The sequence below is a fragment of the Streptomyces sp. NPDC087787 genome, from assembly GCF_044743035.1.
Lineage (GTDB): Bacteria > Actinomycetota > Actinomycetes > Streptomycetales > Streptomycetaceae > Streptomyces.
In genome coordinates, this window is record NZ_JBIUVQ010000007.1 from 109,514 (window position 1) to 136,057 (window position 26,544).

The 26,544-nt window shown below is 72.2% G+C and carries 24 protein-coding genes and 1 pseudogene; 5 read left to right on the plus strand and 20 right to left on the minus strand.

Features of this window, described 5'->3' with window-relative positions:
• Positions 1 to 39 precede the first annotated feature (39 nt).
• The 10 genes from ACIOWN_RS13455 to ACIOWN_RS13500 all read right to left on the minus strand — a co-directional run bounded on the left by ACIOWN_RS13455 (position 40) and on the right by ACIOWN_RS13500 (position 15,843).
• Entirely contained in the window at positions 40 to 963 is a 924-nt protein-coding gene (locus ACIOWN_RS13455; RefSeq protein WP_401982244.1) for an LD-carboxypeptidase, read from the minus strand.
• Entirely contained in the window at positions 960 to 2,924 is a 1,965-nt protein-coding gene (locus tag ACIOWN_RS13460; RefSeq protein WP_362353618.1) for an LpqB family beta-propeller domain-containing protein, read from the minus strand. Before ACIOWN_RS13460 ends, ACIOWN_RS13455 begins: the two co-directional genes overlap by 4 nt.
• Positions 2,925 to 2,928: 4 nt before the next feature.
• On the minus strand, positions 2,929 to 4,233 hold the full coding sequence (locus ACIOWN_RS13465; protein ID WP_362353616.1) for a M20/M25/M40 family metallo-hydrolase: 1,305 nt from the start codon (positions 4,231 to 4,233) through the stop codon (positions 2,929 to 2,931).
• Positions 4,226 to 5,059 (minus strand): M55 family metallopeptidase, encoded by an 834-nt coding sequence (locus ACIOWN_RS13470; protein ID WP_362353614.1) that lies wholly within the window; start codon positions 5,057 to 5,059, stop codon positions 4,226 to 4,228. Before ACIOWN_RS13470 ends, ACIOWN_RS13465 begins: the two co-directional genes overlap by 8 nt.
• A 150-nt stretch (positions 5,060 to 5,209) precedes the next feature.
• Positions 5,210 to 6,343 carry a glycosyltransferase gene (locus ACIOWN_RS13475; RefSeq protein WP_362353612.1) on the minus strand — a complete coding sequence of 378 codons (1,134 nt, stop codon included), beginning with the start codon at positions 6,341 to 6,343 and terminating at the stop codon, positions 5,210 to 5,212.
• Positions 6,340 to 9,216 carry a CDP-glycerol glycerophosphotransferase family protein gene (locus ACIOWN_RS13480; RefSeq protein WP_401982248.1) on the minus strand — a complete coding sequence of 959 codons (2,877 nt, stop codon included), beginning with the start codon at positions 9,214 to 9,216 and terminating at the stop codon, positions 6,340 to 6,342. Before ACIOWN_RS13480 ends, ACIOWN_RS13475 begins: the two co-directional genes overlap by 4 nt.
• A 151-nt stretch (positions 9,217 to 9,367) precedes the next feature.
• Positions 9,368 to 10,093, minus strand: coding sequence for a class I SAM-dependent methyltransferase (locus tag ACIOWN_RS13485; protein ID WP_362353608.1), 726 nt, complete (start codon positions 10,091 to 10,093; stop codon positions 9,368 to 9,370).
• A gap of 122 nt (positions 10,094 to 10,215) precedes the next feature.
• Complete coding sequence (locus ACIOWN_RS13490) at positions 10,216 to 12,699, minus strand: SpoIIE family protein phosphatase (protein ID WP_401982252.1); 2,484 nt, start codon at positions 12,697 to 12,699, stop codon at positions 10,216 to 10,218.
• A 151-nt stretch (positions 12,700 to 12,850) separates the two neighbouring features.
• Positions 12,851 to 15,241, minus strand: a complete 2,391-nt coding sequence (locus ACIOWN_RS13495) for an MFS transporter (RefSeq protein ID WP_401982254.1) — start codon at positions 15,239 to 15,241, stop codon at positions 12,851 to 12,853.
• Positions 15,242 to 15,399: 158 nt separating this feature from the next.
• Complete coding sequence (locus ACIOWN_RS13500; RefSeq protein WP_362353602.1) at positions 15,400 to 15,843, minus strand: SRPBCC family protein; 444 nt, start codon at positions 15,841 to 15,843, stop codon at positions 15,400 to 15,402.
• Between the two features lie 191 nt (positions 15,844 to 16,034).
• Between ACIOWN_RS13500 and ACIOWN_RS13505 the strand changes: the two are divergent.
• Positions 16,035 to 16,151: pseudogene (locus ACIOWN_RS13505) on the plus strand (radical SAM protein); the annotation flags it as partial.
• A 180-nt stretch (positions 16,152 to 16,331) separates the two neighbouring features.
• Here the strand turns inward: ACIOWN_RS13505 and ACIOWN_RS13510 are convergent.
• From ACIOWN_RS13510 to ACIOWN_RS13520, 3 genes are all read right to left on the minus strand, one after another.
• On the minus strand, positions 16,332 to 16,787 hold the full coding sequence (locus tag ACIOWN_RS13510; RefSeq protein ID WP_401982256.1) for a hypothetical protein: 456 nt from the start codon (positions 16,785 to 16,787) through the stop codon (positions 16,332 to 16,334).
• A 79-nt stretch (positions 16,788 to 16,866) separates the two neighbouring features.
• Complete coding sequence (locus tag ACIOWN_RS13515) at positions 16,867 to 17,349, minus strand: hypothetical protein (RefSeq protein WP_401982259.1); 483 nt, start codon at positions 17,347 to 17,349, stop codon at positions 16,867 to 16,869.
• A 229-nt stretch (positions 17,350 to 17,578) separates the two neighbouring features.
• Positions 17,579 to 18,190 (minus strand): hypothetical protein, encoded by a 612-nt coding sequence (locus ACIOWN_RS13520; protein ID WP_401982261.1) that lies wholly within the window; start codon positions 18,188 to 18,190, stop codon positions 17,579 to 17,581.
• A gap of 132 nt (positions 18,191 to 18,322) precedes the next feature.
• Between ACIOWN_RS13520 and ACIOWN_RS13525 the strand changes: the two genes are divergently transcribed.
• The 4 genes from ACIOWN_RS13525 (at position 18,323) to ACIOWN_RS13540 (ending at position 20,900) form a co-directional block, all read left to right on the plus strand.
• Positions 18,323 to 19,654, plus strand: a complete 1,332-nt coding sequence (locus tag ACIOWN_RS13525) for a transcriptional regulator (RefSeq protein ID WP_401982263.1) — start codon at positions 18,323 to 18,325, stop codon at positions 19,652 to 19,654.
• Positions 19,655 to 19,696: 42 nt separating this feature from the next.
• The gene (locus tag ACIOWN_RS13530; RefSeq protein WP_401982266.1) at positions 19,697 to 20,230 is read left to right on the plus strand and encodes an NUDIX domain-containing protein; all 534 of its coding nucleotides are present in this window, start codon (positions 19,697 to 19,699) and stop codon (positions 20,228 to 20,230) included.
• A gap of 72 nt (positions 20,231 to 20,302) precedes the next feature.
• Positions 20,303 to 20,638 (plus strand): DUF6233 domain-containing protein, encoded by a 336-nt coding sequence (locus ACIOWN_RS13535; RefSeq protein WP_401982269.1) that lies wholly within the window; start codon positions 20,303 to 20,305, stop codon positions 20,636 to 20,638.
• A 46-nt stretch (positions 20,639 to 20,684) separates the two neighbouring features.
• Positions 20,685 to 20,900 (plus strand): hypothetical protein, encoded by a 216-nt coding sequence (locus ACIOWN_RS13540; protein ID WP_401846644.1) that lies wholly within the window; start codon positions 20,685 to 20,687, stop codon positions 20,898 to 20,900.
• A 55-nt stretch (positions 20,901 to 20,955) separates the two neighbouring features.
• Here ACIOWN_RS13540 and ACIOWN_RS13545 read toward each other — a convergent pair whose 3' ends face one another.
• From ACIOWN_RS13545 to ACIOWN_RS13575, 7 genes are all read right to left on the minus strand, one after another.
• Positions 20,956 to 21,291 (minus strand): hypothetical protein, encoded by a 336-nt coding sequence (locus tag ACIOWN_RS13545; RefSeq protein WP_401982272.1) that lies wholly within the window; start codon positions 21,289 to 21,291, stop codon positions 20,956 to 20,958.
• A gap of 11 nt (positions 21,292 to 21,302) precedes the next feature.
• Complete coding sequence (locus ACIOWN_RS13550) at positions 21,303 to 21,794, minus strand: hypothetical protein (RefSeq protein ID WP_401982274.1); 492 nt, start codon at positions 21,792 to 21,794, stop codon at positions 21,303 to 21,305.
• Complete coding sequence (locus tag ACIOWN_RS13555) at positions 21,794 to 22,054, minus strand: hypothetical protein (RefSeq protein WP_401982276.1); 261 nt, start codon at positions 22,052 to 22,054, stop codon at positions 21,794 to 21,796. The genes ACIOWN_RS13550 and ACIOWN_RS13555 overlap by 1 nt, the downstream gene beginning before the upstream one ends.
• A 78-nt stretch (positions 22,055 to 22,132) precedes the next feature.
• Positions 22,133 to 23,203 carry a peptidoglycan-binding protein gene (locus tag ACIOWN_RS13560; RefSeq protein ID WP_401982277.1) on the minus strand — a complete coding sequence of 357 codons (1,071 nt, stop codon included), beginning with the start codon at positions 23,201 to 23,203 and terminating at the stop codon, positions 22,133 to 22,135.
• Between the two features lie 73 nt (positions 23,204 to 23,276).
• Positions 23,277 to 24,074: a hypothetical protein gene (locus tag ACIOWN_RS13565; RefSeq protein ID WP_401982279.1), complete on the minus strand. Its 798-nt coding sequence runs from the start codon at positions 24,072 to 24,074 to the stop codon at positions 23,277 to 23,279.
• A 12-nt stretch (positions 24,075 to 24,086) separates the two neighbouring features.
• Positions 24,087 to 25,598: a glycosyl hydrolase family 28-related protein gene (locus ACIOWN_RS13570; RefSeq protein WP_401982281.1), complete on the minus strand. Its 1,512-nt coding sequence runs from the start codon at positions 25,596 to 25,598 to the stop codon at positions 24,087 to 24,089.
• Positions 25,599 to 26,540 carry a hypothetical protein gene (locus ACIOWN_RS13575; RefSeq protein WP_401982282.1) on the minus strand — a complete coding sequence of 314 codons (942 nt, stop codon included), beginning with the start codon at positions 26,538 to 26,540 and terminating at the stop codon, positions 25,599 to 25,601.
• Positions 26,541 to 26,544: the final 4 nt, after the last annotated feature.

The following is a 26,544-nucleotide window of genomic DNA, read 5'->3' on the forward strand; positions in this document are numbered from 1 at the left end:
CGACCCAGCCCTGGTCGGCGCGGCGCCGGCTTCGCGCGGTCAGCGCAGCGCCGGCTCGTCGAGCGTCAGCGTGCCCGCGTCGGCGTCGAGTTCGGCCGCGACGCCGAAGGGCACCGTCACCGCGCCCTCGCAGTGCCCGAAGCCGAACTCCTCCGCGACCGGTACGCCGAGCCCGCCGAGCCGGTCGGCGAGCAGGGCCCGCACCCGGTCCAGGGTCTCGCAGTCCTCCCAGGAGCCGAGCAGCACCCCGCGCACCCCGTCGAGCCAACCGGCGCGCAGCAGCTGGGTGAGGTACCGGTCCAGCCGGTAGACCTCCTCGCCCACGTCCTCCAGGCACAGCAGACCGCCGGCCGCGCCGGGCCGCGCGTGCGGGGTGCCGAGGTCGCCGGCGAGCAGGGCCAGGCAGCCGCCGAGGGTCACCCCCCGGGCCCGCCCGGCGACCAGCGCCGGGCCGCCGGAGGCGATCGTGCGGACCGTCTCCGGCGCGAACAGGGTCGCCCGCAGATGCCGCTGCGCCCGGTCGTTCTTGACGAAGTCGGCACCGGCGGCCATCGGCCCGTGCAGCGTGACCAGGCCCAGGCGGGTGGCGAACGCCTCGTGCAGCGCGGTGATGTCGCTGAAGCCCACGAACACCTTCGGGCCGGCCGCCCGCATGGCCTCCCAGTCGAGCAGGTCCACCATGCGCTGCACGCCGTAGCCGCCGCGGGCGCACAGCACCGCGTCCACCGACGGATCGCACCAGGCGCCCTGGAGATCGGCGGCGCGGTCGCGGTCCGCGCCCGCCAGATAGTCGAACGTGCCGTGCCGTGCCGTCACGTGCGGCGCCACCACCGGATCCAGGTCCCAGCCGCGCAGCACGTCCAGGCCCGCCTGCAGCCGCTCCTCGGGCACGGGCCCGCTGGGTGCGACGACGGCGACGCGGGCGCCGGGGGCGAGCCGGGCGGGGCGGACGAGTTCCTTCACGTGCCGAGCTCCAGGGTCGGGATGCCGGCCGGGTCCAGGCCGAAGACCTGAGCGTACAGCGACAGCTCCGCCTCCAGCGCCCGTACCAGGGTGTCGGCCCGGCGGAAGCCGTGCCCCTCGCCCTCGAACGCGAGGTACGCGTGCGGCAGCCGCCGGCCGGCCAGCCGGGCGAGGAACCGCTCGCACTGGACCGGCGGGCAGATCACGTCGTCCAGGCCCTGCAGCAGCAGGAAGGGCGCCGTGATCCGGTCGGCGTGCTCGGCGGGCGAGCGCTCGGCGTACCGGCCCGGCACCTCGGCGAGCGGCCCGACCAGGGACTCCAGGTACTGCGACTCGAAGTCGTGGGTCTCCCCCGTGCTCCAGCTGGTCAGGTCGAGGATCGGGTAGCTGATCGTGCCGCAGGCGTACACGTCGGTCGTGGTCAGGGAGGCCGCCGTGGTCCAGCCGCCCGCGCTGCCGCCGCGGATCGCCAGCCGGGCGCGGTCGGCGGTGCCCTCGTCGGCGAGGGCGAGCGCGACGGCCGCGCAGTCCTCGACGTCGACGACGCCCCACTGCTCGCGCAGCCGGTTGCGGTACTCGCGGCCGTGCCCGGTGGATCCGCCGTAGTTGACCTCGGCGACCCCTATGCCCCGCGAGGTGAAGTAGGCGATCTCCAGGTCGAGCACGAGGGGTGTGCGGCTGGTGGGTCCGCCGTGCACCCACACGACGTACGGCGGCAGCTCGCCGGCGGGCGCCACGCACTCCGGGTGGTGCGGCGGGTAGACGTGGGCGTGCACCTCCCGGCCGTCAGGACCGCTGAAGGTGCGCATCTGCGGCTCGGGGTAGTAGGCGGGGTCGACCGGGTCGTCGTGGGCGGCGCCGATCACCCGCGCCCGGCCGGTCCGGGTGTCCAGCTCGACCACCTCGTAGGCGCTGCGGGGGCTGGCGGCCACCGCGACGACCCGGTCGCCGTGCACCACCGGCGCCGCGTCGAACTCGGTCCAGGGGCCCGCCGCGTCTACGACCTCGCCCGTCTCCGGGTCGAGCACGCCGAGGGCGGTGGTGCCGCGGCCGTGCACGACCGCGATCAGGCCGCAGTCCAGCGGCGCGAACCAGCGCTGGCCCAGCCGCCACAGCGGACCGGCGAACTCCTCCTCGCGGACGCACAGGGGCTCGCCGTCACGGTAGAGGTTCCACCAGCCGCTGCGGTCGCTCGCGTACAGCAGGGAGCCGTCGGCGGCCCAGTCCGCCTGGGCGATGGACTCCTCGGGGCCGCCGGCCACCGTCCGGGGCGCGCCGAACGTGCCGTCGGCGCGCACCTCGGCCACCAGCAGCTCCGTGCCGTCCCACGGCATCCGCGGGTGGTCCCAGGCCAGCCAGGCCGCCCGCCGCCCGTCGGGCGAGAGCCGGGCGCCGGTGACGAACCGGTGCCGTTCGCCGGTGAGTTCGCGCACCGCCGCCCTGTCCTCGGCGGCCGAGCCGTCCAGCGGCACCGCGGCCAGGACCCGCCGTACGTCGGTGGGCGCCTCCCCGGTGAACTCCTCCAGCACGCACCACACCTCGCCGTGTTCCAGGCGCAGTTGCGGTTCGACCCAGCGCAGTCCGCCGCCGACTGCGGAGAGCGGGGTGAGCGGGCGGGGCTCTGCGCCGGGTTCGTACCGGTACAGGCGCTGGTCGGCGAAGTTCACGAACACCACGAGCGGTACGCCGTCCACGACGGCTCCCGCCCAGGGCCGGCCGCCGTACTCCATGACGCGGCTGCGCACGTTCCACGGTGCGGGCAGCACCGTGGACTGCGAGCCTTCGGCGTTCCGCCGTACCAGCGCCCGGCGGCCGCCCTCGGCGGGCCGCGGCTCGGTCCACCACACCTCGTCGCCGACGAATCCGGGGAACTCCGGCCTGCCGTCGTGCGCGGCCGCGAGGGCCGCGTCAATGGGCGAGGGCCAGGATCCGCAGGGCAGGGTTCGCACGTTTTCCCCCATGGGCTCAGGCGGTCCGCAGGAAGCGGTCCAGGACGCGGACGCCGAAGTGCAGCGCCTCGACGGGGACGCGCTCGTCGACTCCGTGGAACAGGGCGTTGTAGTCGAAGCCCTCGGGCAGCTTCAGCGGCGAGAATCCGTACCCGGTGATGCCCAGCCGCGAGAACTGCTTGGCGTCGGTGCCGCCGGGCATGCAGAACGGCACGACATGGCCCTCCGGCGCGAACTCCTCGACGGCGGCCCGCATCGCCGCGAAGGAGGGCGAGTCGACCGGCGACTGGAGCGCCACCTCGCGGTGCTCGAACTCCCAGTCCACGTCCGGGCCGGTCAGTTCGTCGAGGGTGGCGCGGAACTCCTCCTCGCCGCCGGGCAGATACCGCCCGTCGACATGGGCGACGGCCTCCCCCGGGATCACGTTGATCTTGTAACCCGCTTCCAGCATGGTGGGGTTGGCGCTGTTGCGCAGGGTCGCCTCGACCAGCCGGGCCGCCGGGCCCAGCTTGTCCACCAGCGCGTCCACGTCCCGCAGGTCCGTCTCGATGCCGTACAGGGCGGCGAGTTCGGTGAGGGCCGCGTGCACGGTCGGGGTGAGCCGTACGGGCCATTCGTGGGCGCCGATCCGGGCGATCGCCGCGGCGAGCCGGGTCACCGCGTTCTCCCGGTTGACCCGGGAGCCGTGGCCCGCCCGTCCGCGGGCGGACAGCCGCAGCCAGGCGGTGCCGCGCTCACCGGCGGCGATCGGGTAGATCTGCCGTCCGGCGCCGTCGTGGAAGGTGTACGCCCCCGACTCGCTGACGCCCTCGGTGCAGCCCTCGAACAGTCCGGCGTGCCGGTCGGCGAGGAAGCCGGAGCCGTCCTCGGCGCTCGCCTCCTCGTCGGCGGTGAAGGCGATCACCACGTCCCGCCGCGGCCGCAGTCCCTGCCGGGCCCAGGCGCGGACCACGGCGAGGATCATCGCGTCCATGTTCTTCATGTCGACCGCGCCCCGGCCCCACACGACCCCGTCGCGGACCTCGCCGGAGAACGGGTGCACGCTCCAGTCCTCGGCGCGCGCCGGCACCACGTCCAGGTGACCGTGCACGAGCAGCGCGTCCGCCGACGGGTCGGTGCCCTCGATCCGGGCCACGACGTTGGTCCGGCCCGGGGAGCGTTCCAGGAGCACGGGCTCCAGGCCCGCCCCGGCGAGCCGCTCGGCGGCGTACTCGGCCGCCGGGCGCTCCCGGCAGTCGCCGCCGCCCCGGTTGGTGGTGTCGATGCGGATCAGGTCGGACGTGAAGCCGACGACCTCGTCCAGCGCCTGCGCGTCAGCCATACTGCTCCTCGATCGCGGACGAGGCGATCGTGGTGACCGCCTTGAAGGTGCGGATCGCCTCGTACATGGTCGCGCTGGTGTAGGCGATCCTGCGCTCGCCGGCCCGGCCCACTCCCGGCACGACGGTGCAGGCCATGGCGAGGTGCTCGGCGTCGAACTCGACCGCGACGGTGAACGGGCCACCGTCGGCCGGTTCGTGGCGGACCGCCAGCCCGGCCGCCTGCTTGGCGGCCGCCCGGATGTCGGCCGCGGTACGGGACGGCGTACGGCACACCGCCGCGTACCGCGACACATGGTCCTTCACGGCGACCTTCAGCGCCTCCGGCGCGTACCCGAGGGCGTCCTCGCAGGCCACGTCGTCCCCGGTGACCAGCACGACCGGCACCCCGTACTCGGCGACCACATGGGCGTTGAGCAGCCCCTCGCTGGCGCGTACGTCGTTCAGCCACACGCCGGTGACGGAGTTGGCGAGATAGGTGTGGGCGAGGACGCCCTCCATGCCGGCGCCGGCGTGGTAGCCGACGAAGGCGACGCCGTCCACGTCGCCGTGCTGCACGCCCTCCACCATGGACAGAGACTTGTGGCGCCCGGTGAGCATCTGTGCCCGCTCGTCCAGCCGTTCGAGGAGCAGGTTGCGCATGCTCCAGTGCGCCTCGTTCACGAGGACCTCGTCGGCGCCCCCGTCGAAGAAGCCGCGCACGGCGGCGTCGACGTCCGAGGTGAACATCGTCCGGCACCGCTCCCACTGCGGCGTGCCCGGCAGCACGTCGGCGGGCCAGGTGACACCGGTGGCGCCCTCCATGTCGGCGCTGATGAGGATCTTCATGGAGCGTCACGTTACGCGCCGATCAGCGAACCGGCTACGGAGAAGCGGTGAAAGTCGGCGAGTCTGCGGAGGGGCGGGGACGCGCCCCGCCCCCGGCCCGCGCCCCGGGCGCCGAGGGGTGCCGGGGCGCGGGCGGCGGGCGGTCCGGGCTCAGCGCTCCAGGAAGGCGAAGAGCTCTTCCCAGCGCCCGGTGATGACGTCCGGATCGAAGCGCTGGACGCTGCGCAGGGCCTGGTCGCCCATCGTGTCGCGCACCTGCTCGTCGGCCATCAACCGGACGAGGTGGCGGGCGAGTTCGGAGGTGTTGCCGGGGCGGGCCAGCAGACCGTCCCGTTCGTGGGTGACGATCTCGCGGACGCCGGGCGCGCAGTCGAACGCCACGCACGGCACCCCGGTCGCCATGGCCTCGAGGAGGACCAGCGGGAAGCCCTCGCCGCGGGAGGACTGGACGAAGACGGAGGAGGCGCGCAGCGCGCCGGGCACGTCGTCCGTCTGCCCGGCGAAGTCCACCGAGTCCTTCAGCCCCAGCTCCGCGCACTGCCGTCTGAGCAGCGCCTCGGACTCTCCGCTGCCGTGGATGCGCAGGGTCCAGCCCGGCTGCTTCGGCGCGGCCTCGGCCCAGGCCTCCAGGAGCAGGTCGACGCCCTTCTCGTGGGACAGCCTGCCGATGCTGACCACGACCTTCTCGGTGCGCGGCGAGGGCGTGCCGGGCGCGATGGGCAGCGGGTTCGGCATGAAGCCGACGTTGTTCATGCCCTCGGACACCCAGCGGTCCGCGTCCTCCTGGGTGAGCGCCAGCAGGCGGTCGACGTCCTTGTAGTACCGCTTCACCCGTCCGAACCGCGACGACTTGCGGGCCGTCTCGAAGGACTCGTGGGTCATGCCGATCACCTGGTGGCCGGCGGTGTCCGCGAGCGCCACCCACTCCATCGCCCAGACCTGGGCGACGATGATCACCGCACCGGGCCGGGCGGCGCGGAACAGGCCCGTGAGCCGGCTCGCCGCCGTGCGCATGTGGGTCTCGTGGCGGCGGACGGCGGGGTCGGCGCGGCCGAGGAGGCGGCGCGCCCGGGGGCGGCCGGGGGGCCGGCGGGCGTAGAGAGTCACGGTCCGGAACGGGGGCTGCTCGCCGAGGTCCATCGGATGGCCGGCCGGCGCGATGCCGATGACGGTGACCCGGTGGCCGCGGCCGGCCAGCAGTCCGGCCATCTGGGCCTGCCAGCGGCCCACGCCGCCGAGCTCGTCGACCTCGTTGGCCACGAAGAAGATGTCGCGCTGGGTCATCGGGTCTCTCCCGTGGGGCCGAAGAAGCGGTCCACGATCTGCGCCGCGGCGTCCCCGCGGTCGTACTCGCCGTACTTGTCCACGAACTCCTTCAGGCGGGCCTCGTACGTCGACCGCACGGTGCTCAGGTCGCCGATGGCGGAGAACAGTTCGTCCCCGGTGCGCGGGACGGGGCCCGGTGCCTCGGCGAGCAGGTCGAAGTAGGTGCCGCGGGTGTCCTTGGCGTACTCCTCCCAGTCGTGGGCGTAGAAGACGATGGGGCGGCGGAGCAGCGCGTAGTCGAACATCACCGAGGAGTAGTCGGTGATCAGGCAGTCGGCGAGCAGCAGCAGCGGGGTGATGTCCGGTTCGGCGCTGACGTCGATCACGCGTCCCGCGACCGACGGCGGCAGGGTGAGCCGGTTCAGGTAGTGCGCGCGGACGAGGAGGACGTGGTCGTCGCCGAAGCGGGCAGCGAACTCCTCGATGTCGAAGGCGAACTCGAAGTCCCTTACGCGGCCGTCGGGATGGGCGCGGAACGTCGGCGCGTACAGCAGCACGCGCCGCTCCGGGTCGAGGCCCAGCCGCTTGGCGAGCCGCTGCGCCTCGGCGGGCAGCGGCGCCCCCTCGCGGACCCGCACCAGGGCGTCGTTGCGCGGGTAGCCGGTGCGCAGCAGCTTCTCCTCGGGGATGCGGTAGGCGCGGGCGAGGGTGCGCACATCGTGCTCGCCGCGAACGACGAAGTGGTCGAAGCGGTCCAGCGCCTGCTGGTAGGAGCGCTGCTCCGGTTCGGACATCATCCGGTAGGTGGGCTCGTCGAAGCCCATCCGCTTCAGCGCCGAGCCGTGCCAGGTCTGGATGTACGTGGTCTCCGGGCGCTTGGCCAGCCGCAGCGGGTAGCCCTGGTTGTCGATCCAGAACTCCGCCTGGGCGAGCGCCTTGAGGTAGCGCCAGGACCAGCGGCGCACCAGCTCCACGTCCTTGGGGAAGCCGGTGGGGCGCTCGCCGGCGTACGACCAGATCGGGGTGATCGGCGCCCTGCGGCGGCGCAGTTCCTCGAAGACGGCGCGCGGGCTGTCGCTGTACTGCTTGCCGAGGTGACTCTCGAAGACGACGGTGCCCTTGCGGACGGGCAGCCTGCGCAGCATCCGGTCGTAGACCTGGATCTTGCGGGCGCCGGAGTTCAGGTCGCGGCGCACGGCCCGCAGCGTGCGGTAGGCGCGCTTGGCGGCCCGCGCGGGACGCCCGTGCAGGTTGCGTTCCACGGCGGCGCGGCCGGTGCGGGCGAGCCGGCCCTGCTGGGCGAGCCGGAAGGCGAGGTGGCCCTTGGCGGACACCTGCGGCTCCAGCCGGTCGGCCATGAGCCGGGTCAGGCGGGGCCGGACGGGCAGGGACTCGGCGCTCTCCAGGTCGACGGCGCCGACGGTGAGCCGGCTGGTGGTGCGCTTGCCTCCGGCGGTCAGGTGCAGCCGGACGTCCCAGACGTCGTCGACGATGCCGAGCGGTCTGAGCCGCCGGGTCAGCGGCACCTCGGCCCGCCAGGCGATGGCGTCGCCCTCGTGGCGTGGGGCGGGCACCGGGAAGCGGAAGGTCTGGAGGCTGCGGCGGCGGGCCCGGAACTCCAGCTCGGCGCTGAGCTCGGCGCCCGGGTCGATGGTCTGCAGCGGGTTGACGATCTCGCCGGCGAGCACCACGTCGCCGCCGCGCACCGCGTACTCGGTGAGCCGGTTGCGCAGGGCCATCCGGTTGAGCGGCCTGGCGTGGTAGCCGAGGGTGGTGACGTCGAGGACGGAGCGCATCTCGGGGTCGTCGAGGTAGCGGTCGGTCCAGTAGATCCGGCCGCTCCGCTCGGCCAGCGGCGCGGAGATCTTGTGCCGGTTGATGAGCGTGTCGATGGCCGGCATCAGGTCGGTCCAGTCCTCGCGCAGCAGCAGCTGGGCGCAGATGGCGTGGACGCGGTCGAGCTCGGCGTAGGCCGCCTCGGGGAAGCCCTGGACGTAGGAGCGGGCCAGTTCGGCGAAGCGGTGGCGGTAGTCGTCGTCGAGGAAGGGGAGTTCCCGCAGGTACAGCACCAGGTCGTGCTTGAGGAACTTGATGTCCTTGCGCAGCTTCAGCTCGTCCTGGCCCTGGCGGTCCAGGATGGCGTCGATACGGCGGTGGATCTCGACCCGGTCGGCGAAGTTGCTGATCTCACCGCGCCGGTTGCTGATCGACTTGACGGCGGTCTTCTGGACGACGTTCCAGTGGTAGACCGTGTTGGGGATGAGGGTGATCCGCTGCGCGGCCAGATAGGCCTGCGCGGAGAAGAGCAGGTCCTCGTAGTGGATGCCCCGCGGAAAGGCGAGGCCGTTGTCGATCAGGAACTCGCGCCGGTAGCACTTGTTGGTCGACAGGGTGTCGAAGACGAACAGGTCCGGCAGCTCGGCGACGGAGTCCAGCGTACGGGTGCCGCGGTACAGCCAGGGGTACCAGAGCACCCGCTTGTCGTGCCGGCTGTCGGTGTGAACCCGGACACAGAGGCCGGAGACGAGATCGGCTCCGGTGCGGTCGGCGGCCTCGATCATGTTGCGGCAGGCGTTCCGCTCCAGCGTGTCGTCGCTGTCCAGGAACATCACGTACCGGCCGCGGGCCACCTTGACGCCCTGGTTGCGGGGCTCTCCGCAGCCGCCGCTGTTCTCCAACAGCCGGATCGCCCGCACCCGGTCGGGGTGGGCCGCGGCGAGCGCCTTCGCGACCTCGTGGGAGCCGTCCGTCGAGCAGTCGTCGGCGATGATCACCTCGACATTGCGGAGTGTTTGCTCGAGGACGGAACCAACGGCTGTCGGAAGTCGCTCTTCGTCGTTGTAGACGATGACGACGACACTGACGTCCGGCTCGGGCGCGACGATCGACACGGCCACCTCTCGTCTCTGTTCGTTCCGTGGGGGATGGGCGTAACCCTACAGCGTGTAGGGGTCGCTCCGGCCCCCGCCACCTTCAAACTACGCCAATGCGACAATACGCCGTCCCACTGACACGCAGGGCACAACCACCGGGCTGCGCCGGTCAGTGGGTGCGGCCGGCCACCAACCACCTCGACGGCAGCTCGACACGGACTCCGTCTGCGGTGAACTCGTTGGTGGTCAAGGGTATTTCGCCGTCCGCCACAACGGCGAGACCGGCAGAGCGCAGGTACTCCGGCACCGCGGCGTCGGCGACTTCGCCAGGCGCGATGCCGTGCCGCAGGACCGGGGCGAGGCGGGGCGGCGGACCTGCGGGGTCCTGCGCGAGCCGGCCCAGGACCGGGCGTGCCGACTCGGACAGTTCGACGAGGAGGGCCCGGCCGCGCCCGCCGAGGAGGACGGCGATCCCGTCGGCGAGTGCCTGCCGGTCGTCCGGATCGCACTGGTGCAGCACGCCCCGCATGTACACGTTCGCTTCGCCCAGCTCGGCGCGCAGCGCCTCCGTCCCGCTCTTGTCGGCGGCGTCCAGCACCCGGTACGCGGCCCGGCCCGCGCGGTCGCCGCGCCGGGCCCGCTCGACGGCCGCCGCGGCGATGTCGACGCCGACGACGCGCCCGAAGCGTTCGGCGAGGAAACGGGTCTGCGTGCCGTTGCCGCACCCCAGGTCGACCAGGGGCAACGCCGGATCGGCCAGGTGCGGTCGCAGCAGGGGCAGATGGAGCTGGGCGGTCACCTCGGGCTCGGCGTCCCAGAACACCGCACCCGGCTCCTCGGGCGCCTCGCTCCAGAACCCCTCCCACGCCTGCCGGTACCGACTCGTCGCACTCATGCCCAACTCCCTTGAGAAAAAGCCCTGTTCGGGTTCCTCCGGTCTACCTGCCGAGGCCCGGCCCCACAACCGCGGGGAGTCGGAACGGGACCCGGGGAACGCGGGGCCCGGATCGGGGCGGGTCAGCGGCGGGGGAGGGTGAGTTCGAACCAGACCGTCTTGCCGGTGTTCGTACGGCTGGTGCCCCACTCGCGGGCCAGGGTGCTGACCACACGCAGGCCGCGGCCGGACTCGTCGGCCGGGCCGGCGCTCAGCAGGGTGGGCAGGTCGTGGTCGTCGTCGTCCACCTCGCACAGCAGGGTGTCGCCGCGGACGAGGCGCAGTGCCACGGGACGGCCGTGGGAGTGCCGTACCGCGTTGGTGGCCAGCTCGCTGACCATCAGCCCGGCGGGGTCGGCGAGCCGGGCCAGGCCCCACTCGTGCAGTCGCTCGCGGACCACGGCGCGGGCCCGGCCCACTTCGGCCGGATCGCGGGCGAGACGCCACTCGGCGACGTCGTCCGGCCCGATGCCGTTCAGGCGGGCCATCAGCAGCGCCACGTCGTCCTTGCGGCCACCGCGTGTGTTCAGCGCGCGGATGATGGTGTCGCAGGCGTCGTCCATGGACGCGGCCGGGTGGGCGGCGGACGCGCACAGTGTGGCGAGCCCCACACCGATGTCCTCGCCGCGCACCTCGACCAGGCCGTCGGTGCACATCACCAGCCGGTCGCCGGGCCGCACGGGCACGCGTACCGCCTCGAAGGGCACCCCTCCGACGCCGATGGGCGCACCCGTGGGCAGGTCGAGCAGTTCGCTGCGGCCGTCTCCGGCGTGCACCAGGACCGGCGGGATGTGGCCGGCGTTGGCGAGGTGCACCTCGCCGGCGATCGGGTCGTACACGGCGTACAGACAGGTCGCGAGGTAGGTGTCGCCGAGCCGTTGCGCGAGGTCGTCCAGGTTGCGCAGCAGTTGCGCGGGCGGCAGGTCGAGCGCGGCCATGGTCTGCACGGCCGTCCTCAACTGCCCCATCATCGCCGCCGAGTTCAGGCCGTGCCCCATGACGTCGCCGACGACCAGGGCGGTACGGGCCCCGGGCAGCTTGACCGAGTCGAACCAGTCGCCGCCGACCCGGCCGAGCAGCGTGCCCGGCAGATAGCGGGTGGCGATGTCGCAGCCCGCCATCCGCGCCGGGATGCTCGGCAGCATGCTGTCCTGAAGGGCCTCGGCGACGCTCTCCTGGTACGTGTACATGCGCGCGTTGTCGAGCACGAGGCCCGCCCGGGCGGCGAGTTCGGCTCCGGTGACCCGGTCCATGTCGTTGAACTCGGCCCGCTCCGGATGGCGCAGCAGGATCATGAAGCCGAGGACGACGTCGCGCGCCTTCAGCGGGACGACGAGCATGGAGCGGTGGGTGATCAGCGGCCGGATGTCCCGCTTCTCGAACTGCGAGGCGATGGCATGGCCCATCTCCTCGCTGATCCGCGGCACGAGCACGGGCTCGCCCGAGGTCATGCACTGGAAGAACGGCGTGTGCGCCGGGAACGGCATGGCCTCGCCGACCGGCACCACGTCGTCCCAGCGGCCGGGTTCGTCGGTGTGTTCGAGAGCCACCCGGTGCCACATGGTCCTGGTGTCCGGCACCCCCTCGGGGAACCCCTCGCCGGCGACGACCTGTTCGCGCAGGTAGGTGCCCGCGACGTCGGTGAAGCGCGGCACGACGGCCCTGCTGACCTCGACGATGGTCCGCGCGAGGTCGAGCGAGGTGCCGATCCTGCCGCTGACCTCGTTGAGGAACTCCAGGCGCTCGCGCACGGCGGCGTACTCCAGGTCCTCGCCCTCCTCGTCGGCCCCTGGCTCCGGTAAGGGCAGCCCCTGGGCCACCGCCCGCGCGGCACGCTCACGGCGCGCCCTGCGCCCGGCTCGCCGCGGCACACCCCAGTCGGGGGTGACGGGCACCCGGTCGTTCCGGCTGAACTCCATGACCGGATAGCCCAGTTCGAGCACCTGTGCGGCGATGCGGGCGCTCTCGCCGACGCTCATGCTGGGCAGGATCTCGGGCAGCCGGCGCGCGAGTTCCTCGGCGCCGCGGAAGTCGGTGTGCAGGGCGAAGGCAGGTGCGACCCGTTCGAAGGCGCCCGTCTCCCCTTCCCGGTCCGCCTCCTCGTGCCCGTCGCCGCGGCGCAGCGCCTCCGCGTCGGCGGCGAGCACCAGCAGCCGCTCCCGCCCCGGACCGACCAGCGGGTAGGCCCACCACAGGAGGTCCACCCGGTCCCGTTCCGGCACGGCGAGCCTGGCCCGTCCGGCAGCCGGGTAGGACAGCCGTCCGCCCAGGGAGGGCTCCAGGCCAAGTCCGAGCCCGTCGTAGCCGCCGTGCAACCGGTGGGGGACGCCGTCCGCCTCGTCGGGCAGGACACCGGAGACGGGCAGCAGGTCGGCCGCCGGCCGGCCGATCGCCTCCTCCTTGGCCCTGCCGAGCAGCCGCCGCGCGCCGCTGCTCCAGTGCGACACCAGACCGTCGTCGTCGACCACGACCACGGCCAGCGGGACCCGTCCGGCGGCGACCTCCTCCACCGCGCGGTTCACGGCCCCGCGGCCCGGAGGTACGTCCCTTTCGGTGCCACGGTCCATGACCTCAGGCCCCTCTCCCCCACGGCTCCGCAAGATCTGTTCCCCCGGGGACCACGGTACGGGGACGGCCCGTCACGATGTGCGGCAATACCCGAATTGGCGTCGGGGGGAGCGCGCCGGCGCGCGGTGGTGCGCTCCCCCAGTACGCCGCTCAGTCCTCGTGTCCGAGCTGGAGATCGCGTTCCGTGCGGCCTCCGCCCGCCACCTGGAGGACCGTGGCGACGGGCGGGTAGCCGGCCGCGATCACGGTGTACTCGCCGGAGGACAGGTCGACGAACCGGAACGTTCCGTCGGGTCCGGTGGTGAGCGTGTCGACGACGTTGCCCGCGGCGTCGAGGAGGGTGACGCGCGCGTCCTCGACGGGCCGCCCGCCGCCCGCCCGGACGGTGCCGCGCAGCACGGCCCCGCCCGCGAGTTCGACGTCCTGGCGGGTCTCCCGCGCGGCCTGCACGCTGACCGGCAGCGCGGCCGGGCGGAAGGCGGGGGCGCTGGCGGCGAGGGTGTACTCCCCGGCGACGAGTTCGGTGATGGCGTAGCCGCCCTCGCGTCCGCTGCGAGTGCTGGCGACGACCTCGCCGTGCACGTTGGTCAGCGTGACGGTGGCGTCGCGCACGGGGCTGCCGTCGGCGGTGCGCACGGTGCCGGTGAGGCGGCCGGCGCCGCCGAGGACAACGTCGAGTTCGACCGGCCGCTCGCCGACGGTCACGGAGACGGCCTGCGGCTGGTGCCCGCCGGCCGCCGCGATCAGGACGTACGAACCGGTGCCCGGCGTCGACAGCGCGTACCGCCCGTCGTCGCCGCTCGCGCCCCGCCCGATCTGCTGCCCCGCTACGTCGATCAGGGTGAGCGCCGCGCGGGGCACGACGGTGCCGTCCGGGTGCTGCACGGTGCCGCAGACGGGAACACCGGCGGCGAAGGGCGAGCGGGCCTGCGGCACGCCGGGGTTCAGCGGCGCGGTCTCCGGGTCGGTCACATGGGCGTTGTGGGACACCAGCGGTCTCTCCTTAAGGAAGAAGGCGATGAGCAGGCCGAGGACGAGCACCGGCACCAGGTAGAGAAAGATCCGCGGCATGGCGTCCGCGTACGCCCGCACATAGGCGTCGCGCAGGGCCGGCGGCAGCGCCCGCACGGCCTGCGGGGTGATCGACTCGGGGTCGGGGAGGGCGGCACCCGCGCGCGTGGGCACGCGGTGGCGCAGGGCGTCGGTGAGCCGGCCGGCGAACAGGGTGCCGAAGACGGCGGCGCCCACGCTGCCGCCGATCTGCCGGAAGTAGTTGTTGGCGCTGGTCGCCGTGCCGAGGTCGGCGGGGCGCACGGAGTTCTGCACGGCGAGCACGAGCACCGGCATCACCAGGCCGATACCGGCGCCGAGTACGGCCATCCAGACGCTGTAGTGGAGCCGGGGCGTGTTGACCTCGAGCCGGGACAGCAGCCACATGCCGAGGGCGGACAGGGCGGTGCCGAGGAGGGGGTACATCCGGTAGCGGCCGGTGTGGCTGATGAGCTGCCCGGAGACGATGGACGCGCCCACGATGCCGCCCATCATGGGCAGCATCAGCAGTCCGGACTCGGTGGCCGAGGCGCCGTCGACCATCTGCAGGAAGGTGGGCAGGTAGCTGGCCGCGCCGAACAGCGCGACACCGACGACGAGCCCGACCAGGGCGCTGACGTTGAAGACGGAGTCGCGGAACAGCCGCAGCGGGATGAGGGGTTCGACGGCGAAGCGCTCGGCGACGAGGAAGAGCGCGGTGGCCGCGACGGCGCCCGCGCCCAGCCCCAGGATGACCCGCGAGCCCCAGTCGTACTCGGTGCCGCCCCAACTGGTCAGCAGCACCAGGCAGGTGGAGGCCGCGGCCAGCAGCAGCGCGCCGAGCACGTCGAAGCGGGCCCTGACCCGGGGCCGGGGCAGCTTGAGCACAACGGTGATCACCGCGAAGGTGATCAGGCCGAAGGGCACGTTGATGTAGAAGCACCACCGCCACGACAGATGGTCGGTGAAGTAGCCGCCGAGCAGCGGTCCGGCGACGGAGGCGAGTCCGAAGGCCGCGCCGATGAGCCCCATGAACCGGCCGCGCTGCCGGGGCGGCACGATGTCCGCGATGATGGCCTGCACACCGATCATCAGCCCGCCCGCGCCGATGCCCTGCACGGCGCGGAAGGCGATGAGCTGGTCCATGGTCTGCGCCCGCCCGGCGAGCGCGGAGCCGGCGACGAAGACGGCGATGGCGAACTGGAAGACGCTCTTGCGGCCGATCAGGTCGCCGAGCTTGCCGTAGACGGGCAGGCCGACCGTGGCGGTGAGCAGATAGGCGGTGATCGCCCAGGACATGCGGTCCAGGCCGTGCAGCTCGCCGACGACCTTCGGCAGCGCGGTGGCGACGATCATCTGGTCGAGGGCGGCCAGCAGCAGCGCGAGCATCAGCCCGAAGAAGACCAGCCGCACCCGGCGGGGGGCGAGCGGTGCGGCGGGTACGGGCGGCGGGAAGGGGATCCTGGGGGGCGCCGCGACCGGCTCGTCCTGCACCAGAGTGATCCCGCCCACGTACCGCTCCCTCGTCGCACCTGCCGCACGATTGCCGCGCAAAGCGACAACTGTGGGCAGGGCGACGGGTTACGGCGGGCGTCCGGTCCGCGGGGAGTTCCACTCGAACCGGTGAGGAGCCAACGGGGGCCGTAGGCAGCGGAGTTGCTCCGGTCGGGCTACTTCTCGACCTCGCCGGCGAGCTTGGCGAGCATCCCGTCGTAGATCCGGGCGAGGCCCTTGGGGGCGAACGTCCGCTCGAAGAAGCCGCCGATGCCCCCGGCGCCCTTCCAGGTGGTGGTGATCACGACGCGCGACTTGCCCTCGCCGGCCGGGGTGACCCGCCAGACGGTGACCATGGAGGAGTTGCGGTCCTTCTCGACCAGTTCGCCGTCGGTGGGCTCGGAGACCTCCATCAGGCAGTCGCGGACCCGCTTGCTGGTGGCCTGGAGCTTCCAGTGGACCAGGGTGCCCTCGCCGTCACCGCCCTCGCGCACCTCGTACTCGCTGAAGTGCTCGGTCAGCACCTTCGGACGGGTGCCGCTGTAGTCGGCGACCGCGTCGAACACCGTCTCCGCGTCGGCGGCGACGACCCGCTCCGTAGTGGCCTCGACCTGCGCCATGGCTTCCTCCAGGACATCCGTTCTCAGGCTTGGGCCAAGCCAATCACCCCGCCGCCCGGCCCCCCAAATCGGGGCCCGCAAGTGATCGGATCCGGCACAGCGGGTGATCGGGAACGGAGCCCGTACGGTCAGCCGCACGATCAAGGGAACATGTGTTCTATTCTGGGGCCAGTACTACCGGAGGAGGCGCCATGCGCTGGGACAACCTCACCGTGGACCCGGAGAACTCCGGGGACCCCGGTCACGGCCGGGCCGCCGACGCCGCGCTCTTCGGGGCGGACGCGGTGACCACTCGTACCTTCGACACCCGAAGACCTCACTAAGGGGTGTAACTCTGGCTGGTCTGGTATACGCGGATGCCCCGTCCGGCCCGCGCGGGGCCGTAGCGGAGCATCGTGGGGTCAGGCGTGTGAGCAGCTGGCCAGACAGCGGGAGGCCCCGCCCATCCGCCACAGAGGGCGCGGACGAGCGGGGCCAGTTCGGGTCTGCTACGCGGCCGCCAGGTGTCCTTGGAAGACGCCCCGGGCCCGCTCCATCAGCTCGGGGTCCTCCAGCCGGAGCCGTCCCGCAGCGACGTGCTCGTGCCCGTACATGGGCTTGGCCATCATCACTTGCTGTGTCATGTCCAGCGACCAGGCGGCGTCGGCGATGTCCAGCGTGTCGGGTTTCGGGGTGAGCCGGGCAGAGAACCCGGTGCAGGCCAGCCACGCCGCGCGAGCGTGTTCCGGCGGCTGCCCATACAGGCTGGTCGGCTGGTGCCGCCCCGCCATCGCGAAGAGGTCGCCCGGTTCGAACTCGAGGCCCTCGATGGAGATGACGCCGAGGACGGCGGTGTCGCCGAAGTGGCCAGCAGTCGTGTACGCGAGGACGCAGTAGTGCCCCGGCCAGTCATGCAGCATCGAGAAGACCGTGACCCGGCCCCGTCCGGACATGTCCTTCGCCATCTGTTTCGCCTCTCCTCGCGCGTCGGCCCCCGCCACTGTAGAGGCGGGGGCCGACGCCACCTACCTGATCTTGCCCAGGTCAGACGCTGTGCTCGCAGGTCGGCAGCGGGTTCCCGCCGCCGCCGTCGTCGCCGCACGTGTCCTCACAGTCCACGCCGGCCTCCCACAGTTCCGGGCGGACGATGTACCCAGCGGCCTCGATCGCCGCCACGGTGAGCGGCAGCACCTCGGCCGCGGGCGGGTACGTCGCGCCGCCGTGGCCGTCACACGGGTTGTGGTGGACCTTGGGCCAGCCGCGGGAGGCGAAGAAGTCGTCGTACTGGTGGGTGTACTCGAAGAACGTGTGCCAGGCCGGGTCCACGGTCCGGCTCATGAACAGGGACGCCGTCCCCTTCGGCTTCTGCGCACAGGTGGCCAGGTAGGCCAGGGCCTGTTCGGTGATGGCCTCGGCCGTCTCCTGGTCCAGGCCGTGACTCGTGGCCACACGGGCGCTCAGTCGCATGAAGAAGTCCTCGTCGACGAGGGTCCTCGCCGAGACGGCTTCCATAACAGGTGCAGACATACTCACTCCTCTGAGAGCTTGTGGTGCCTTGCAGCCCGTCCCATGGTTCGACTTGCCTAGGGGCCGAGGCCCGGGACGGGAGTCTGTTGCAGCTGCATCTGCAGCTGTTCAAACGGGCGTCGTCACTGGTTGCAACCGCAGTTGGCGATGCCCCACACGAGTGCGGCGGCGAGGCCGACGAGGACGGCCAGGTACACGATCAGCAGGATGCGCTGGCGGCGGTCGCGGCTCACGCGTCGAGCTCCGCGACCTGGTGCCGGGCGGCGGCGATCAGCCGGGCGACGTCGAGCCCGGCGCACAGGCACCCGAGAGAGGACATGGGCACCGACCAGTACGGGTCCCACTTCGCCGGGTTGAAGTCCACAGCGGTCACCTTCGGCACACCGAGAGCGCAGCCGCGGCCGAGGCAGTCGACGTCCATCACTCGCCAGTCGTCGTTGGCTAGCCGCCAGGTGGTCGGCATGCTGGCGGGCACGAGAGCGTAGTAGCGGCGGTAACGCGGATCGCAGATGACGGGGCCCCCGTCGAGGGCCTGTTCGAGGAACTCGTCGACGTGCCGGAGGTGTTCGTGAAAGGTGTCCTCGGCGTAGCGGCAGCCGGCCACGGCGTACACCAGGCGCCCGGGGATCCGTACGGCGGAGAACAGGGTTCCAAGTCGCAGCGCGGCCGTCCCGTACTCGTTCCAGTACGTTCGCGCCTCCTTGCGGGCCTCACGGGTGGGGGCCGTTGCCAGCAGCCACTGTTCGGCCGCCAGTCTCCGGTCCGCGGTCGGGTGCACGAGCACGCCGGGCTGCGGCTCGACCGGGCGTAGCGCCCGGTCAGGCGTGGGATGCGGTTCCATGCCGGGATGGTCGCGCCGCTGACCACAGGTGCGGGAGTGTGTACGGAGGGTGAGTCGCATTGCTGGTTTCACACACTGTGTGAAGCGCGTGTGGCTAGGCTCCACACACTGAGTGATTCGGGGGCACACCACATGGAATCGAACACACTTCTGGACGCCCTCCTCGACGAGGCCGGCATGTCCCGACTCGGACTGGCCACGCGCGTCAACGCCGCAGGCGCCGCCCGCGGCAAGCCCATGCGCTACGACCACAGCTCGGTCATCCGCTGGCTCAAGGGACAGCGCCCCCGCGACATCACCCCCGAACTGATCTGCGAGGTCCTCGGCGAACGGCTCGGGCGTCCGCTCACCATCGAGGACATCGGCATGGGTAACAACACCGATCAACCCGCCACACCACTCGCCGGCTTCATCGACCGCTCCACCGCCCTGTGGCGCAGCGACCTCCAGCAACGCCCCGGACTCCAGAGCACCCCCGTCATCACCGGCCTGCCCGCAGTCGGCCCCGTCTGGGAGTGGGAGAACCCCCCGGACGACGCCGACGTCTCCCGCGCCGGCACTCCCCGCGTCGGCATGCCCGACGTCGACCTGCTGCGCAGCGCCCGCGCGCACTACGAGCAGATGTACCGCAAGGCCGGCGGCGTCACGACCCGGAGCCGGGTCCTGCTCTTCCTCAACACCGAGACCGCTCCGCTCCTGCGCGGCGCGTACTCGGACCCGACCGGGCGGGAGCTGCACCGGGCGGTCGGCGGGCTGGTCGCCATCGCCGGCATCTGCTCGTACGACTCCGACGCCCAAGGCCTCGCCCAGCGCTACTTCCACCAAGCCCTGCGGCTCGCGAAGGCCTCCGGGGACCGGGCGTTCGGCGGGTACGTCCTCGCCCTGCTCGTCAACCAGGCGCTGTACATGCGCGAGTACCGGCAGGCCGTCGCGTTCGCCGAGGCCGCGGTACGCACAGCCGGCCACGCCATCTCCCCCGCGCTCGCCTGCGACCTGCACGCCATGCAGGCCAAGGCCTTCTCCCGCATGGGCGACCAGACCTCTGCCCACCGCGCGATGACCCTGGCGGAGACAGCGGCCGGGCAGATCCGCCACGACGAAGAACCAGCCGAGACCGGCTACGTGCAGCCGGGCCTGCTCGAAGCCAACCTCGCCGACGCCCTCATGCGGCTCGGCGACACCGCCCCCGCGCAGGCCTACGCCGCCGAAGCCGTTGCGACCGGCGCCCACGAACGCGGCCGCGTCCACCGCCTGGCCACCCTCACCGACTGCCAGCTGCGCGCCGGCGACGCCGACCAGGCCGCCGCGACCGCGCACAGCGTGCTGGAGACGATGCAGGGTATGGAGTCCCGGCGGCTCAACGACCGCCTACTGAAGATGCGCCGTGGCATGCATGCCACGGGCAGCCGCGTCACGGCCGAGGTCGTCGAGCGGATCGACGACACCCTCCGCATCCCCCTGTAGCCGGTGTGCTGGGATGGTCGTACCCGACGAAAGGCCTTGAGCGTGTCAGTGTGGCAGAACCTTGGCGAGCGCACCGTCTACGAGAACCGGTGGGTGCAGGTGAACATGGCCGACGTCGAGTTGCCCGACGGCCGGCACCTGGACCACACCGTGATCCGCCTCCGACCCGTCGCCGTGGCCACCGTCGTGAACGAGGCGAACGAAGTCCTGCTGCTGTGGCGGCACCGGTTCATCACCGACGCCTGGGGATGGGAGCTCCCCTCCGGCGGCACCGGCGAGGGCGAGGACCCGGCGGCCGCGGCCGCGCGCGAGTTCGAGGAAGAGACCGGCTGGCGACCGGGCCCGATGCAGCTGCTCCTGGCCGTCGACCCGATGCCGGGGATCTCAACGTCTCACCACCGCGTGTACTGGTCCGACCAGGCCGAACGCATCGGCGAGCCCCGCGACGCCTTCGAGTCCGCACGCAGGGAATGGGTGCCGCTGAAGCGGGTGCCCGACCTAGTGGCACGCGGCGAGATCCGCTCCGCGAACGCCGTTGCCGCGCTCCTGATGCTGCACCACCTCCGTCTCAGCTGAGCCTGAGCGGACTGTTCCGTTTCGGCGGCCGGGTGGATTGCGCCCGAGTCCGGCGAACCTAGAATCGAACGCGTGAACGATCTGCCGCCGGACCTGCCACGCCTCCGCACGCTGGAGACCTGGCTCGTCTACAGCCTCGGGCGGGTGCGGGAACGGATCGCCGAGGTCGAGCGACGTGAGGTCGAGCGGCAGCGCGGCGAACAGGTCCGGCCGCCCACGCCGGACTGGGTCCTCGAGCAGGCTCTGAACAGGGATGCGCTGCCCGTAACGGTGCACGTCGGCGGTTGCCACATGGCGGGCAAGCGGCAGAGGGGTGTCCCTCGTGAGGCCGCGCTGCGGGCACTGGCCGAGGGGGTGCCGGCTTGCTCCCACTGCCGCCCCGACACCGCGCTCGGGGTCCTCGACTGACCCACGCCGCGGTGCGGCCGGACCGTGTCGGTCGCAGGATGGTGGCATGGCTGCTCGCGTGATCGTCGATCCGCCCGGGGAGGGCGGCGGCCGGAGGGTGCGCGCCGACGGGACTGTCCTCGGCATGGCGTTCTCGTTGCACGACCTGTCGGTCTTCATGGAGCGAGCCGGCCTTGAAGGCCTGGACGAACTCGACGTGGCGATGTCGCCGCTGGTGGAGTGGCATGGCGGCGGCCCCGAAGTGTGGCCGGCGATGGACTGAGAGCACGACAAAGCGGCCCCCGTCCTCCCACAGGGGAGGACGGGGGCCGTGGTGGTCAGGGCTGGTCGATGAGGTGGGAGTCGCGCGGGTCTGGCTCGGGGACCGCCCCGCCCAGTTCCCGGATCGTTTGTTTCAGTACGTGCATGTAGCGCGACATCGCGCCGAGTCGGGCTCGGTCGTCCGCCTGTGCCACCTCCAGCTGGCGGATGCGCCGGCCCTGTCGGACGACCATCCGCGCGATGCCCTCCACCGTCGTCAGATCCGGGTCGTCCACGTCCTCGATGGCGGCGGGGCCCGGCTCTGATGGATCGGCCCTGTCTCTGTTGATCAGCGCGATTACCACCGACGTGACTGATCCCGCGAGGATCGCGAGCAGTCCGTACGCCGTCATGGGCCCGTCCATCATGTTCCCCCTCGTGCCGTGCTGGCGGCGGTGAGCCGCAGGTGCGCCACCTCCCTCTCGGTGCGGTATCGCCGCCGCCGCTCCAGTCGCAGACGCCGGGTCGCAGCCGCGAGCAGCCCGAGGAGCGTCGGGTAGCCGAGCCACGTCAGGCCGCTGGTAGCGCCCTGCGGGAACTCCCCGAGGGCGCGTGCGATGACGTAGGCGGCAGCCCAGATCGACGGGATCCCGGCCGCCGGGATAAGGCCGATCCAGGTGAGCCGGTTCGGGAGGAACGCGGCTGCGCCGGACAGCACCCCGGCCACGATCCACGCCCACCCCCACACGCAGATGCCCGCGACCGCGGTGAGAGCGGCGGCCCCCCGGACCGTGCCGTACCGCGGGTCGAGAGCGAGGCCCACGCCCCAGTTGATCCAGAGCACACCAGTGATGAGGAGCCCGGCGCCGAGCGGGCCCAGGCGCCGGGACAACCGCCGCGCCGCCGCGGCCGCCATCAGACGCCCTTAGCGAGGCTCGCCGAGTTGGTGACGTCGCGCCAGCGGGCGACGAGCCCCTTGCCGAGGGCGAGCACGGCGCCGACACCTCCGGCCCCGGCCGCGTACCACATGCTGCCGTCGAGCGGCTGGGTGATGACGAGGCCGCCGATGGCAGCCTGGAGGAAGGTGCTGAGCACCCGCTCCAGGAGGTCGCGGCCGTAGGTGCCGGCCGTCTTCACGACGGTGTCCGCACTGGGCAGGCTGAAGTCGTTGGACATGGGGTTCTCGTTTCTCAAACGCGCTGCGCGAGCTGGCGGCAGCGATGGAGGGGAGACTCTGGGGGCAGGGCGTGCAGGTCAGGAGAAGAGGCGCCGCCACGTCTCCGGGCCCGGGTAGCCGTCCGCGTCGGCGCCGGTCCAGCCCTGCGCCCGCTGGAAGGCCTCCGTGCACTTGCGGTCGGACTCGGTCCACGTCGGGCCGGGGCCCTGCGTGTAGAAGCGGCCGTACCCCTTCTTCACGAGCTGCTTCCCGAGCTGGGTCACGTACGGGTTCGACTGGCCGGGGCGGAAGTGCCGGCGGCCCGGGAACGGCGGCGCGGCGGTGGCCTTCGCCGCGACGGCGGGGAGGGCGCCGAGCAGCTGCCGGAGCGACGTCGCACCGGGCACGCCGTCCGCGTCCGCGCCGGAGTAGCCCAGCGACCGCTGGAAGTCCGCATAGCAGAGGGTGTCCGCGTCGGTCCACACTGGACCGGGCCCGCTGGTGTAGGGACGGCCGAACCCACGCGCGACGAGCTCCTCGCCGACCCGGGTGACGTGGGCGCTAACGGCGCCGTAACCGTAGGTGAGCCCGTTGATGACGACCTGGTAGCGGGCCACGTCGATGCCGCTGCCGGGGAGGGCGCCGCCCGGGTTCGGGGCCGGCGTGTAGCCCTGCGCGGGCATGCCGGCCTGCACCCACGCGTACAGCCTGGACCCGGGACACAGGGTCGCAATGCCGTCCCGGTGCCCCTTCGGGGCGAGGGTCCGGCCGGTCCGCTCGCACGCCTCGTCGTACAGGGCCCGCGCCGTAGCGAGGGCGGCCGGGGTCGGCTCCTGGTCGCCGCCGACGGCGATCTGTACGGCGAGGCCGGTCACGTTGTGGCCGGGGCAGTGCGCGCCTTGCCTGCCCCATCCGCGGCCCTCGTACGCGTTGCCCGCCTGGTCCACCACGAACGAGTAGCCGATGCCCGCCCACCCGTTGGCGAGGTGCTCCGCCTCGATGGCGCGCGGGATCGCGTACCCGGTCCTCACGATGGGTGTCGCGCCGTCGTAGTGGACGAACCACTCAGTGCGCGAGGCGAGGGCGACGGCCGCGGGGCCGCTGCTCCGCGGGTCGTTGTCCCACGGCTTGGCTCCCCACTCGGCACGGCTGATGATCTTCACAGACATGGGTGTCTCCAGGGCGTGAGATAGCCCCGCGGCCGGTGGTGGCGCGGGGCTGGGGACGTGACGGGGCTGGGGGTCAGTGGCTGTGGGGTACTTGCAGCGCTCGCCAGATCGTTTCGTTGGGGTATCCGGCGTAGGCGCCGCCCGGCGAGCCGCAGGTGACGTGCCAGGCGCCCCATGCGTTGAGGTCGCCCGAGCCGATATCGGCGGTCGGGGTGTAACTCCCGGCGCCGACGGCCACCAGCCGCTTCGCCGCGGCAAGGACCAACGGTGACGTCCGGCCGGTCCGGAAAAAATCCTGTCCGGGGTACGGCGCATACGCCGCGGCGGTGCCGGACGACGTCTTGATCAGGGCCGGGTCGTCTCGCCAGTTCGCGTCCGCGGTCACCATCGGCGAGCAGTATTTCGGGTAGCCGTAGCCGTACACGTTGGCGTCGGACCGGTTGCGTACCCGCAGGTAGACGCCATCACCCTCGGATGATCCGGTCAGGTTTGTGTTGCCCTCGATGGTCCAGATCTGAGTCGAGTTGTACTGGTAGACCAGACCGGTGTGGTCCTGGCCGTACGAGCCGAGCATGACCTGCGCGCCGAGGGCCGGGTACCAACTCCACCTGCTCCACGACTGGTAGGTGGTGATCGCGACGTCGCAGGCCGGAGTCTGCGGCAGGATGCTGACGTCGCCAGCCCGGTGGGCGAGCCAGAGCAGGAAGATCACACACCAGGACTGCCCGTCGTACCCGGCCATGCCGGGCGTCTCCTTTGCGTACCGGTTGAGGTTCGTCCAGGTGCTTCCGCTGCGGTCCTCCTGGTACTTGATCGCCGCTTCCTGCTGCCCGAGTTCGACCAGGGTCTGGAACGCGAGAGCTGCTGGCACGGGGGCCTCCGATCAGGACGGGTCGAGGATGCGCCAGCCGACTGTGCTGGTGTCGGTCCCCGACGTCGACTTGATGACGAACGAGGTGCCGGTGCGCGAGTTGACGTAGGGGGTGCCGACCGTGCCGCCCGGGATCTGGGTCGTCAGCTGCACCACGCTGCCGGTGGCGATCGCCGTGGTGTTCACGGTGACGGTCCCGGCTACCAGAACCGCGGTGCCCATCCGCGCGGCCCCGCCGCCGCTGGGGACGATCGTCTTCCCGGCCAGGACCGTGGAGCCGTCGCCCGCGTCTATCCGATTCACAGTCCCCAACAGCGAGTTCGTCTTCACCGCGGTCAGGCCGAGCACCGTGGCGATGGTGCCGGCGTCGGCGCGCAGACACGTCGTCGCGGCGGCCGCGGGCGCCACCTCGGCCACGCCGGCCAGGACCACGCCCTTGGCCGAGTTGGTGAGCCAGACGCTCGTGCCGTCGGAGGCCTTCGTGGTGAAACCGGCGACGGTGGCACCGGTGCCGCCGTACACGGTCAGGCCGGTGGTGCACTGCTCGGCGCCGCAGCCGGTGAGCGAGACGCCGGTGCAGCCGTCCAGCCGGTACCCGACCGGGGACTGCTGCACAGCGCAGCCGGCCAGACTGGTGTAGGCCATGCCGTCCAGCCAGTACCCGCCGGTCACGCAACCCTCAACAGAGCAGCCGACCAGGGAGGTGGAGGCGCCGCCGAGGACGGTGTCCTGCGGGGCCTGCAGGTGGAAGCCCACGCCGCCGCACGTGCGCACCCGGACCCGGTGCAGGACGCTGCCCGCGAGCTGGTGGCAGAACACCCCGTCGCCGCCGAAGGACTGGATGAGCATGTCGCGCAGGGTGATGCCCGTGGTCGCCGGCGCGCTGACGCGGGTGAAGCGGACGGCGCTGCCGAAGCCGCGGCCGGGGCCGGACAGTTGCAGGCCCTGCAGGGCGACGTCACGGATGTCGGTGCCGGTGATGCAGTCCAGGTTCTGGTTGGTCGACTGCAAGATCGCCGACCGCGCGCCCGCGCCGACCGCGTTGACGCCGCTGGCCCAGGTGATGACCCCGTTGATGATGTGGCGGCCTGCCGGGATGTACAGCGTCCCGCCTCCGGCTGCGCTGGCCGCATCGACCGCGGCCTGCACGGCGGCCGTGTCGTCAGTGCTCCCGTCACCCTGAGCGCCGAAGTCCTTGATGGACAGCCAGTCGAGCACGGGCTTGGCCGTGCTGGTGCCGGTAGCCACGCGGTGCGCCTCGATCCACGCGCGGGAGGATCCGCCGGCGTCCGCCCACATCCCGGTCACGTCCGGGGGCCCCAGGAAGCGGGGCAGGCCGCCGTACTCGGAGACCTTGACCTCGGTCATCGCCTCGCCGTCGATGGTCTGCAGGTCGGTGTACCGGGTGCCGTCCACGGCTGCGTCCCAGAAGGTGACCACGGCGCCGATAGCCACGGCCCACAGCCCGTCCGAGGGCCGTACGACGTAGTCGGCGAGGCCGGCGCCGAAGAGTTGCCGTGCCATCTAGTCCACCACCCAGCTCACGCCGCTCTCCGGGATGACGTTGGTCCCCGAGTTGATCTGCGGGTGCTCCAGCATCCACGCCTGCCCCGCGCGGTCGGTATTGCTGGCGTAGATCAGGATCCGGCCGATTCCCCCGCCCCCGATGTAGGCCAGGACGTACTGGTCTCGGTTGCGGTGCCGGTACGCGGCCGGGATCAGGATCGGCAGGCGCGTATCGACGCCCGCGGGGATGGCGCCGCCCGTCCGCTGGATCGTGCCGGCCCGCAGGTGCACGCTGCCGGCCCGCCTTTCGAGCACGGTGTCCGAGACCGATGACCAGCCCGACAGGGTGGAAGTGGCCACTACCGGGTCACTGTCCTCGTAGACGATCCGCCAGGCGGAGCCGGTCCAGACGCGCACCATGCCGGTGTCGGTCTCGAAGCACAGCTCACCGATGACCGGGTTCGGGTTGCGGTGGGTTGACGTGCAGGGGCGGATCCGGTTGCCCACGTACAGCTCGCCGCGGGTCACGGTCACCGAGGTTGCCCCGCTGGGCACCGTCACCCCGGCGAGGAGCACCTCCCACACGCCGGTGTCACCGGTCTGCTGCGTCAGCGCCGGCGTGCCGCCGCCCGGCGTGCCCTGCTTGGGGACCGCGCGCACGGTCCAGGTCGCCCGGTCCAGGCGCAGCACGATGCGGTCGGTTCGGGACTGCCCGCTCGAGTTGGGGGCGATGGGCAGGGAAACGGTGGACGTGCCGGACGTCCAGGCGTGCCCGCGCACGCTCGCCTCCACGTTCGCGCGGATGTTGACCTGCAGGCCGGTGCCTGCGGACACGACCGCCGCGTCCAGCGGGGTGCCGTAGACGCCGTCATCGGAGAACCTCGCGGCGACCTTCTCGTACTCAGCGTCGTTGATCGCCCTCCCGTTGTGGGACGGGCTCGGCCAGGAATCCTGTGCCACTACT